Origin of the sequence: Bacillus sp. UNCCL81, from assembly GCF_900112535.1 — a bacterium.
Lineage (GTDB): Bacteria > Bacillota > Bacilli > Bacillales > Bacillaceae_G > Gottfriedia > Gottfriedia luciferensis_B.
On the sequence record NZ_FOMF01000002.1, the window covers coordinates 589,246 to 601,413 of the forward strand.

Sequence of the window (12,168 nt, forward strand, 5' to 3'; positions counted from 1 at the left end):
AAATAACGGCAAAATCAATTTCTAGAAATCTATCAAAAAATAAATTCATTTTAATTTTTTTTAATTAAAAATATACCACTTGGGGTAATGGAATGGTTGTAAATACAATGACTGCAAAAGAATTAACTAAAAAAGTTTTTAATAAAGAAGAACTTTTTATTTTAGATGTGCGAAACGAATCTGATTTTCAAGACTGGAAAGTTGAGGGAGAGAAATTTGACTATTTAAATGTACCATACTTCGACTTATTAGATGGTGTTGATGAAATTTTAGATGGAATTCCCACTAATAAAGATATTTTAGTTGTATGTGCAAAAGAAGGTTCATCAATTATGGTTGCAGAAATGCTATCGGATGCAGGTTTAACTGTTTCATATTTAAAAGGTGGCATGAAAGAGTGGAGTGAGTATTTAGAGCCTATAAAAATTGGGGACTTAAATGATGGTGGTGAAATTTATCAGTTTGTTCGAATCGGTAAAGGATGTCTTTCATATATGGTTATTTCAAATGGAGAGGCGGCTATTATTGACTCAACGAGAATGACTGATATCTATCTAAATTTTGCTGAAAATAAAGGTGTAAAAATTACAAACGTATTTGATACTCATTTACATGCAGATCATATCTCAGGGGGACGGATCATTGCAGAAAAAACAAATGCAACATATTGGCTACCACCTAAAGATGCAACAGATGTTACTTTTAATTACTCGCCATTAGAAGGTGGTAATAATGTGATGATTGGTAATACATCAATCAATATTCATGCAATATACTCACCTGGACATACAATTGGCTCGACTTCATTTGTAGTAGATGAAAAATTCTTATTATCAGGAGATATTTTATTTATTGATTCAATTGGACGCCCAGATTTAGCTGGAATGGCTGAAGATTGGGTAGGTGATTTAAGAGAAAGTTTATACAAACGCTATAGAGAATTATCAGAGGAATTAATTGTACTTCCTGCTCACTTTATGATAATCGATGAGCTTAATGACGATGGAAGTGTATCTGAAAAGTTAGGTACATTGTTTGCAAATAATCACGGTTTAAATATTGCAGATGAAGATGAATTTAGAAAAATTGTGACTGAAAATTTACCACCACAACCAAATGCATATCAAGAAATTCGTGAAACAAATATGGGGAAAATTACTCCAAATATTGAGAAACAACGTGAAATGGAAAACGGACCAAATCGATGTGCAGTTCGCTAACAATAATTTTTAGGAGGAAATAGAAAATGGACAGTAAAAAAGTACTAGATGCGAAAGGGTTAGCTTGCCCCATGCCGATCGTAAAATCAAAAAAGGCGATGAATGAAATTGAATCTGGTGAGGTTTTAGAAATTCATGCTACTGATAAAGGAGCGAAAAATGATCTTTCAGCATGGGCGACATCTGGTTGCCATGAGTTGTTAAAATATGAAGAGGATAATAATATTTTTAAATTTTGGATTAGAAAGGGATAATTAAATAAAGTAAAAGGCGCACGGCTAATTGCGCCTTTCTTTATATAAAAAAATTATTCGAAGGGCAAAAGAGAATTGTAAAACACGTTACTTAAAATAGAGGTATAAGCATGGATAATACATTAAAAAAACAGAAAGAAACAACTGAGTCTAAATATATACAACAACATTTGGCAAATGAAAGAACGTATCTTGCATGGGTAAGAACATGTATAACAATTATGGGAGTAGGTTTTTTAATTACTAATCTCCATTTTGCTACTCTATCGTCTAGTGCAATTTTAGGGGATACACTATCAAAGATAATTGGTTTATCATCAATTATAGTTGGAATTTTCGCTTTAATAATATCAACTATTAGTTATTTTATAAAAGGAAATGATATTAATAATCAAACATATAGATTTTCAAGGATACTCGTGTTTTATTTATCGATTTCATTAGTGCTTATTTTTCTAATTTTTGGAGTTTATTATATAGATGTTTGGGGAATGTTTTAAATTCCTAATTATTATTAAGGTTTAAAAAATGATCCTCGATTTGAGGGTCATTTTTTTATAGTTTTAAATATCTCTATATAATGTAACAAACCAAAACTTAATAGGGCATTTAAAGTTAGTAGCATTAAATGAACCATTATGAATATGATTAGAGATGATAGTATTCCTTAAAAAATAAAAAAAGAATAGTTAATGTAATCTATTAAGAAATAATAAGTAGCTTTGAGTACCACAAAGATAGTTCTTTAAAATGGAGGTACAGTAATGGAGCAAAATGAGCTTACAAAACCATTTATAGGTGATTTGTTTCCTGAATTAAAAGTTCAAACTACTCTTGGTGAATTAGTTCTTCCAACTGGTTTTCAAGGACATTGGTATGTATTATTTAGTCATCCAGGTGATTTTACTCCAGTTTGTACAACAGAATTTGTAGCATTTCAAAAAATGATGCCTGAATTTATGAAGTTGAATACTTATTTAATAGGATTATCTGTTGAGCAAGTTTACTCCCATATAAAATGGATTGAATGGATAAAGCAAAATCTTAATGTAGAAATAACTTTTCCAATCATAGCAGATAGCCTTGGCAAAATAGCTTCTAGATTAGGGATGATTCATCCGACGATTGGCACAAAAACTGTTCGAAGTGTTTTTATTGTTGATTCGACAGGAAAAATACGGTTAATATTGACATATCCAGATAATGTTGGACGCAATATCCATGAAATTATAAGAGCTGTAAAAGCATTGCAAATAGCAGATGCAAATAAAGCAGGGACACCAGCAAACTGGCCAGAAAATGAACTTGTAGGTGAACGATTAATTATGCCGCCACCAAATACAATTCAGGATGCAAATAAACGTATGGAACAATCAAAAGAAGGACAGATTCAATGCTATGATTGGTGGTTTTGTTCAAAGTAATTTAATAAAAGGAAAACAATCGATAATTATGAATCTTTCAAAGTTGTAAGCTAGTGTTGCAAAGGGGGAAAATCCATTTCAACTTTTAGTTTTTAATTAGAAAATTCATAAAAGAAAAATGCCGCGGAAAATCGCAGCATTTTTTCTTGTCCAATTCGTTTTTCAACAACTTGAAATCCATGAAATCATTTGTTTGATTTCATTTTTTTTACTCAATTTTTTCAATCTCTTCAAAAGATGATCGTTTATTTTGTCAATTTTGTCATTGTGATAATTTGACCTTGATGAAGCATTTCATGACTAATAGAGAAATGTACCATTTCGCCTACTGTTTTAAAATTAGCAATCTCGAATGGTGCAGCAGCCTCGTTTGTTTCATTAGCCACTTCAACTACACGTGCCATTTGACTTTCAAGTTGTTCTTTTATTTCTTGTAATGTTGGTATTTCGCCTGTCCAGTTTGCCGGACTCGTACCATTTCCAAAGAGCTCCTTATAACGAGCCGAAAGTTGCATTTTTTCAGGGCTGCCCAAATGCATTCCCAATTCAGTGACCGTATAAATATGACCGAGTTGCCAACGAAGCGTGTTATTCAAACCATCTAACTTTACATCTGCCATTTCCTCTGTAATGGCATCAAATTTCTTCAGTGTGCCCATGCGAACAAATTGAAATTGTTTGATTAGACTTTGTGATTGCATAAGATTATCCTCCTTATTTCCATCCGATAATTATACTTACGATGTAATGGAAGTGTCAAATAGACATTAAAAATATCCCCTTGTTAATTGATAGCTAAATGTATGTTACTAAATAAGCCAGGTTAAGATTCAGCCTTTTATTTATGTATGATGTGAATCATTTCTATTTTTGTAAATCAAAAAGTAACTTAAGAATATCATTTTTTTATTGAAGTAACTGGGAGTTTAGTTCAATGAGGATCAAGGATGTATTTTATATGGTCAGTCTTTATTTGTTTATAATCATATGTTTACTATAAGTAAATAAAAGTTGGTAAGAATAGAAAAATAAAATACTTTCTAAGATCTTAAAGAGGAGAGAAACTAAGTGAATAATTATGATTATCACCACTTAAATCATGTTAAGGAGCAACTTAAATCAAAGAAAACATTATGGACTACCTTTTTTCTAACCATATTTTTTACGGTTGTTGAAATTGTTGGTGGAATCATTTCACATTCGTTAGCGCTTTTATCAGATTCTGCTCATATGTTATCTGATGTAATCGCTTTAGGATTAAGTATTACTGCTATCTATCTAGCAACGAAAAACCCAAATAAGAAATATACTTATGGTTATCTTCGATTTGAAATAATAGCGTCTTTTCTAAATGGACTTGCCTTAATAATTATTTCGATTGGTATCTGTATTGAAGGGATCAAACGGATTATCAATCCGACTGTAATTGATTTACGTATCATGTTAATCGTTTCATCGATTGGGTTACTAATAAATATTATTCTTACGTATATTCTAATTCGGAGCATGAAAGTAGAAAACAATTTGAATGTTAAAAGTGCACTTTGGCATTTTATTGGTGATTTATTAAACTCAATCGGTGTGATCATATCGGCAATATTAATTTATTTTACAAATTATACAATTATAGATCCGATTATCAGTATGATCATTAGTGTTGTTATCATCATTGGTGGTATTAGAATTACACGTGAATCCTATCAAATTTTAATGGAATCAGTTCCAAATAATTTTGATCTTGATTTAATACGTCAAGATATAAAACTAATCGAAGGAGTTGAAGATGTTCATGAAATGCATCTTTGGAGTATTACAACAGAACATTATTGTATAACAGCTCATGTTTTTTTAAGAAAAGATTGTCAATCCTTTCTTACCGTTTCATCTATCAATCACTTATTGAAAGAAAAATATGGGCTTGTACACGCAACAATTCAAGTTGAACACCCTTCGATTAATGAGCATGGACAATATGGAAAGGAATTTTTAGAACATAATAAATATCTATCTCCTATAAAGTAGAGAGACTAAATAAGTTTAAATAGGAAAGTGATCATAAAAAAGAGCCTTGATTGGCTCTTTTTTAATGTAAAGTGTTCATTTGCATGGTATAACATATTTCTTTTAATGATTTTAGTTCTTTTATCAAAATAGGAGAAAATGATGTTTTGCCAGAATTTTTATTCTTCACTAATAAAAGGAGCAATTATTTTTTTTTCATTAGAAGATAACACGATATTCGTTGATGGTGTACCATATTGCATTGATTCATCAATAAATTGTTCTAAACTTTCTACAGAATGCGTTGCTAATTTGACAATATAGCTAATTTCACCAGCTACTCTGTAACACTCAAGTACATCTGGATGATTATTGCAAAAGTTAGCTAATGCTTTACAATCTGTTGATTTAAACAATATAAATGCAGAAATTTGTCGGTTTATTTTTTTAGAGATACATGTGCATAGTATCCTTCAATAATTTGTTGGTCCTCTAATTTCCGTACTCGCTCAATTACTGACGGAGAAGATAAGTGAACGGCTTCTGCTATATCCATACTCGATTGCATCAGCAAAGAATATTGGATAAATGACAAGTTGAGGAGCAAACAAAATTGCTTTTAAAAAGAGATACCGATTAAGACTATAAACTTTCATGTGCCCAAATATCTAATCGATTTATATATACCTATTAAATTTTTAATTATATGTTTTGTGTTTGGATAAACTTATTTAAAATATTAAATTATTGTTCAATTCAGTATAAATGTGTGAGATACTAAAATTGTTAATGGAAATGATTGAGAGGACGCGAATCAATGCAGTATCACTTTCCTGTTATTTTAATACCAGCTCTTAGTCCAGATGATCGATTGATCCATTTGGTTAAGGAATTGAAGTCTAAATTTAATCCACATATTATAGTCGTTAACGATGGTAGCGATGCACAGTACAATGGAATTTTTCAGAACTTACGTCAATTAGACCGATGTACCGTTCTTGAGCACCCTCACAACCTAGGAAAAGGGATGGCGCTTAAGACAGGGATTTCATATTTTTTAAAAAATTTCTCGAATTCGATTGGTCTTGTGACAGCAGACTGTGACGGACAGCATACACCGAAGGATATTGATCAAGTGGCAAGAGCTTTGATGGCATCGCCAGATAATTTAATCTTAGGAGTGCGAAATTTTTCTGAAGAAAATATACCGTTCCGTAGTCGATTTGGAAACACACTAACTCGCTCAATTTTTAAATATCTAACAGGTTTGTCTATTACGGATACACAAACGGGCTTACGTGGAATTCCCGTTTCATATATGAATTTTTTACTTAATTTATCTGGTGCGCGGTTTGAATATGAGTTGAATATGCTCCTGGGCTGTAAACAGCAGGGGATTGACATCAAGGAGACAATGATTGAAACAATCTATTTAGATAAAAACAGCAGTTCACACTTTAATCCTCTTGTGGATTCTATTAAAATTTATTTTGTGTTCTTTAAGTTTTTATCATCATCTCTAATTTCTTTTGTCGTTGACTATGGGTTATTTGTGCTATTTATTTATTTATTAGAACATAGGATTGGCACAAGTGCAGCTGTGTTATGGGCTGGCATTATCTCACGTGTCATTTCATCAATCGTTAATTACATATTAAATGCAAAAACCGTTTTTAAACATTCTTCTGCAAGGTCTGTCGTACGCTACTATATTTTATCAGGGATTCAAATGATCGTTTCAGCGTATGGTGTTACTTTCCTACAAGATGCCTTCCATGGCGGAGCGAGTATATTAAAAATTGTTGTGGACTTATTGCTTTCTTTCAGTAGTTTCAAAATTCAAAACGAGTGGGTATTTGAAAAAACAAAGAAACGTCAAAAAGTTAGCAAAACGTAAAATTATTCAGAATCTATGATTAAAAATTTTTATGAATTAGGCGAATCAAGCTAAACGATTCGCTTATTTCTTTGGAAAAGTGCGCTGAATTAATGTTTCAAAGTCGAAAGAAAGGTAACAGTTATATGCTAAATAAATTCATTGGACGGATTTTGTTTGTGTTGTTCACTATTTTAATAATACTGACTGTCGGATTCGGGTTCGTACATAACCTAATTTTAGATAAAAATGCAGTTGTGACAAATTCTCTGATTCCGAAAGATTCACCAAAACGAATGATGCTTATCTTTCCGCATCCAGATGACGAGATTACCGTTTCTGGAGAAGTTTTTCGTGAGATTCATGAAAAAAACGCCAAGGTAACGATGGTTGTTTTGACAGAAGGTGAAGCGGGTAAAACAGGTGGCGTAGTCTCGAAAGATGTCCTCGGAAAAGCACGCGAGAAAGAAGGAGAGCTTGCAGCAAAAAAGCTAGGTGTAACACCTGTTCAAGCAACTTTCCCAGATGCCAAGCTTTCTGAAGTCAATCCAATCGAGTTGAAAAACTACATTTATCAACAAATAAAAAAATATAAACCTACGACGATTCTTACTTATGATGATGTTGTGGGATATTATGGGCACCCAGATCATATTTTTGCGGCAAAAATGGTTCGAGAAGTATTTCGTGAGCATAAGGACGATTCGTCTTTTTCTGCTAAAAGATTATACATGGTAACACTACCCCCGAAAGTCTGGGATGGTCTTTCGAAGTTTGGAAAGAAACTTCGGGAAAAATATCCACTTAGGGAGAATCAAAGGCCACCGACACCAACTAATGCTGTAATTGTTAAAGTCTATGGTAAGCAAATAGATGAGTTAGCAAAGGGATACAAAACGCAACAGCAGGCTGTAGATGCATTGCTTCCAGGGCATCGGCAGATTCCTTATTGGATTTATTTTAAGGTGCTAGATAGGGAGTATTTTTATTTAGCTGAAGAAAATTAATGCTTTGGATTGTGTTGTTTGTATAGTTGACGTGAATGATTTTTGTTGTTTAGTAAAGCTCCCAAAGTTGATTTCGGGAGCTTTTTTTATGATTTGAGAGTTATATCCGTTTAAAATCGAACAATTATACAAATATTATTTACTTACGTTTTTCTAAATTTATTAGGACACAAATTTGATTACCTGAAAATATTAACGCCAAAAATAAGATTACTTTAAAGATAACTTCGACATAAATATATATCCTCTCTAGGTTTTTACGACACGAATTTAATTACTTCACAAGTTTATTGCTTCAATTGATGATATATAAATATATAAATAACGAATATTTGTAAATGGTTGTGTACCGACACAAATGTGTTTACTCTTAATTATTAAAAAACGTTGATATATAAAGGCAAGTAACATATTTATGTCGTTTATTTACGAAACAAATATGTTACTTCAAAAAATATTGCTATTCTAGTGAAAACCATTAAGTTAATCAAATTTTGATATGTAAGAATAATATTAGTAATTAAAACGTTCATTTATCCTATAAATAACCTGTTCTCAAATCGGAGCAGGTTTTTTTAATTTTTTTATTATTTTCATGCCATACTTTTGATTTCCAATCCTATTTATTAATAACTGAAATGAATCATTTTGATAACTAGAATGTCATTTACCCCAAAAATATATCACCATATAATAAAGTTAACATTTTAAATAGTCCTAATTTTTTGATTAAAATTATTTTTTAATCCCGTTATCCTAAAATGTAATTTATCTTATCTTGAACTGTTGGATTACATATTAAATTATGACTAGTTTTATACGACCTAAAAGAGGATTAAGAAAACGATTTACTAAAGGCAATGAATAGAAGGAGGATATTATCAATCTGAATTTACAGATTGTTCAATATAAAAAATTATGGAGGTTAACAAATGAGAACAATGATGACAAAACGGATTACTTCATTAACACTCGTACTAACTTTATTTCTGTCTCTATTTAGTAGTTTAGCTTTTGCCTCAACAAAAGAGTCAGTAAAGTTAAGAAAGGATCCACAATCGAAGGAGATTGTAAAACTCATTCCAAGTGAATCAACAGTTTCACTCTCACTGAATCAAGGTCATCACGATCTAAAGATTGAAGCAGAATATAAGGATGGTAGTAAAGCAGATGTAACAGCAGAAGGAAAATGGACATCCGTAAATGAAAAAGTTGTAACTGTTGAAACTGGAAGACTAACAGCAGTAAATGTTGGGTCTACAAATGTACAATTTAGTCTTGGTAATGCAGTTTTAAACGTTGAAGTAAATATTAAGAAAAGTGCACAAGTTTTAAACCAATTGTCAGCTACTTCAGAAAGTAAAAAAATTGTATCACTTGTTTTAGAAGCGCAGCAAATTACATACATAGATGAAGGGCAAGAGCGTCCGATCGCTTTGAAAGCGCTTTATAACGATGGGTCGACGGAAGATGTAACGAAATTAGCTAAATGGGAATCACAAGATCCTTCAATTGCATCGGTTGAAAAAGGTGCATTAAAAGGGTTATCAAATGGGAATGTTGCAATGAAAGTAACTTACGCAAATTTTCCAGTAATAAACTTCTTTGCTTCGATAAGAGGTATTCCTCATGGTGATGAGCTGTACCTTTCGGCTGACATGTTTAGGCTAGAAACCTCTGATAAGCCGGTTCAAGTAAATGCCAATATAAAGAACACCTGGGGGAATGGAGCATATACATGGAAAGATGTTACTTCTTCAGGTAGTTGGACAACGACAAATCGTAATGTTGCTACCGTAAGTAAAGATGGTCAGATTACCCCAGTTGGAATAGGCCAAGCATATATCTATTTTAAATATGATAAGTTGGTTGGTGCTGTACAAGTTAATGTTGTTAAGCCTACAAAGCTTGTAACTGATGAACCTACAGTTGAATTATTGCCAAATCAAAATTGGCCTGTTAATTTAACCGAAGTATTCACTAATGGAATATCAGAAGGTGGTATTAATTTAAATGAAAATGTAAATCCTTATGATGTCAAATGGACCGTCGATGATAACAGTATTGCAACGGTTACTAATTCAGGATATATCAATGCACGTAAGACAGGTAAAACAATTGTGACAGCTTCATATCGATCGGATGTTCTTCCTCCAGTTAAGATTGAAGTAAATGTTACTAATAAACTTGCTACTCCAAGAGTTATTGGTTTAGCAGCTTCTCAATCAAACCTTACTTTAGGAACAGGTGAGGAAACGCCTATTACAATAAATGCAATATACAGTGATGGGAGAATTGAGGATGTCTCAGGTTCAGTTGAATTTTACTCCGACAATTCCAAAGTAGCTTCCACTCAGCGAGAATTTGGTGGTGCACCTAAGGTTATTGGTCAATTGAGTGGAACAACTGAAATGCATGCTATCTATTATGGTGGTCGTTTTACTTTAGATATCCCTGTAGCAGTCAAAGATAGTGTCAATCAGAAGAGGGCTCCACTCCCTGAATCAATTTCTGTTTCACCAGATATGAAAAATATGGTATTACATCAACAACTGCAGTTAGAAGTAAAAACGAACTATTCAGACAAAACAACGTTAAATTCAACTTCATTTGCGACATATAAATCGTCAAATCCTGATGTTGTTAAGGTAAATAAGGATGGGCTTCTTACTGCTGTAGGCACTGGTACAACAAATATTACAGTAAATAGCTCAGGTAACTCAAGGCAGGTTCCAATTATCGTTTCAAATGAACCTTCTAAAGATTTTGTAAATAAAATTGTTGATCTGATTCCTAGTGAAAATGACATCTCCTTTAGTTTATCTGAGCACACGCATTCGTTCACGGTAAAAGCAAAATATAAGGATGGTTCAACAACTGACGTTACATCAGACACAGGATTCACTTCATTAGACCCAGACAAAGTTACAGTTAAGAATGGTGTTCTTACAGCAGTAGCACCAGGAACAACACAAGTACTGATCGATTATGGCACAAGCACAAAAATCTTGAATGTTTCAATTCATTCTGGGAATGATGCATCAATTAAAGATTTAAAAATTGAATCTTTACTCGTTTCCTCATTGGATGTTGTTGTCCAAAAAGATAAGCTTTATCCAGTACATGTTTTTGCTCAATACAATGATGGAACTCAAAGGGAGATATCGAATTCAATCCAGTGGACAACAGAGAACCCTTCAGTTGTAAGTGTTAAAGACGGGAAGTTTATTGGAATGAATACTGGAAAAACGACGGTTAGTGCAACAATTGCAGGTTTCTCTACTATTAAAATTCCAGTAAAAGTACAAGATAAAGCTGGACCAGTAAATTTAGTAGGAATTGTTAGCACGGGGATGGTATTACAGCCTGAATCAGGATCTATAATAGATGCGATAACTGGTACGCAAAATGGAATGATATTACACCCTGAATCAGGAACTATTGATGCGAACGCGTTTGCTGAATATACAGATCATAATATCGTTCAGGTTGATACAGAAGGGAAATGGGAATCTTCCGACGAAAATGTAGCAACTGTTGACCAGAACGGGGTCATTACATGGGTCGGCACTGGTGAAGCATACATCTGGTTCATTTATGGAAATATGAGAGATGCTATTTGGGTAAGAAACACTAAGCCTGTAAATTTATATTGGGCTGAAAACGATAGATGGACAACTAGTAATATTATGTTAGAACCTAATAAGTCTACTGACGTCTCAATTAATGGATCTTTTGGCCATCCTCGCAGAGATGGAAATTGTGATTGTTATAATCTTAATAGCAAAGCAAAATTGACGGTGGCGGACGAATCAGTTGCATCGATTTCTGCTGATGGACATCTCATCGCTCACTCTGTTGGAAAAACGACAATTACTGCTACTGTTTTTGGAATGTCAACCACAATTGATGTTGAAGTTGTAGCAAAGTATCCTACATTTACTAGAGGGATAAGTTCTGCACCTGGTTATATCGTAAATTCAGCAGGTTCAAAAAATGAGATAATTATTAATGCTATGTCAAGCGATGGGACGATAAATGATGTTACAGCTGATGTCAAATATACTAGTTCCAATCCGGAAGTAGCGGAAGTGACCGCTGATCATAAAATCTTAACGAAGTCTGAAGGAGCCGCAGTAATAATTGCGGAATATGATGGATTTAAAATTATTGTTCCTGTTATCGTTAAACCTTAAAGAATAGTTTGTATAATTGATGTTTAGATAAACTATACCTTTAAGATAAAAAATAGTCTGGTTTTTATGTTCACCCCACCCCCGTAAGTTAGCAATAATTACGGGGTATTTTTATGGGGAATATTGCTAATTCCTACTATTATATATTACTTTTATATTATCTAATTTCTTAATCATTATCATATAAAAT

The 12,168-nt window shown here is 32.7% G+C and carries 9 protein-coding genes and 1 pseudogene; 8 read left to right on the forward strand and 2 right to left on the reverse strand.

What is annotated here, in order from left to right; all coding sequences use genetic code 11:
- Positions 1-92 precede the first annotated feature (92 nt).
- From BM319_RS02985 to BM319_RS03000, 4 genes are all read left to right on the forward strand, one after another.
- Complete coding sequence (locus BM319_RS02985) at positions 93-1,220, forward strand: MBL fold metallo-hydrolase (RefSeq protein ID WP_091021273.1); 1,128 nt, start codon at positions 93-95, stop codon at positions 1,218-1,220.
- A gap of 26 nt (positions 1,221-1,246) precedes the next feature.
- Positions 1,247-1,474 (forward strand): sulfurtransferase TusA family protein, encoded by a 228-nt coding sequence (locus tag BM319_RS02990; RefSeq protein ID WP_091021274.1) that lies wholly within the window; start codon positions 1,247-1,249, stop codon positions 1,472-1,474.
- 110 nt (positions 1,475-1,584) lie between these two features.
- The gene (locus tag BM319_RS02995) at positions 1,585-1,974 is read left to right on the forward strand and encodes a YidH family protein (RefSeq protein WP_091021275.1); all 390 of its coding nucleotides are present in this window, start codon (positions 1,585-1,587) and stop codon (positions 1,972-1,974) included.
- Between the two features lie 264 nt (positions 1,975-2,238).
- Positions 2,239-2,898, forward strand: a complete 660-nt coding sequence (locus BM319_RS03000) for a peroxiredoxin (RefSeq protein ID WP_091021276.1) — start codon at positions 2,239-2,241, stop codon at positions 2,896-2,898.
- Between the two features lie 245 nt (positions 2,899-3,143).
- On the opposite strand, the gene BM319_RS03005 is transcribed toward BM319_RS03000, so the two are convergent.
- Positions 3,144-3,599 carry a DinB family protein gene (locus BM319_RS03005; protein WP_025568833.1) on the reverse strand — a complete coding sequence of 152 codons (456 nt, stop codon included), beginning with the start codon at positions 3,597-3,599 and terminating at the stop codon, positions 3,144-3,146.
- 367 nt (positions 3,600-3,966) lie between these two features.
- Here BM319_RS03005 and BM319_RS03010 point away from each other — a divergent pair, with 367 nt between their 5' ends.
- Entirely contained in the window at positions 3,967-4,920 is a 954-nt protein-coding gene (locus BM319_RS03010; RefSeq protein ID WP_025568831.1) for a cation diffusion facilitator family transporter, read from the forward strand.
- Positions 4,921-5,078: 158 nt separating this feature from the next.
- On the opposite strand, the pseudogene BM319_RS03015 reads toward BM319_RS03010, so the two are convergent.
- Positions 5,079-5,467 (reverse strand): annotated as a pseudogene (locus tag BM319_RS03015) (Lrp/AsnC family transcriptional regulator).
- 249 nt (positions 5,468-5,716) lie between these two features.
- Here BM319_RS03015 and BM319_RS03020 point away from each other — a divergent pair.
- From BM319_RS03020 to BM319_RS03030, 3 genes are all read left to right on the forward strand, one after another.
- A complete protein-coding gene (locus BM319_RS03020) occupies positions 5,717-6,796 on the forward strand; it encodes a bifunctional glycosyltransferase family 2/GtrA family protein (protein WP_069033057.1) in 1,080 nt (359 codons plus the stop codon).
- Between the two features lie 92 nt (positions 6,797-6,888).
- A complete protein-coding gene (locus BM319_RS03025; RefSeq protein WP_084006808.1) occupies positions 6,889-7,782 on the forward strand; it encodes a PIG-L deacetylase family protein in 894 nt (297 codons plus the stop codon).
- Between the two features lie 932 nt (positions 7,783-8,714).
- The gene (locus BM319_RS03030) at positions 8,715-11,978 is read left to right on the forward strand and encodes an Ig-like domain-containing protein (protein WP_069033059.1); all 3,264 of its coding nucleotides are present in this window, start codon (positions 8,715-8,717) and stop codon (positions 11,976-11,978) included.
- The last annotated feature ends 190 nt before the right edge of the window (positions 11,979-12,168 follow it).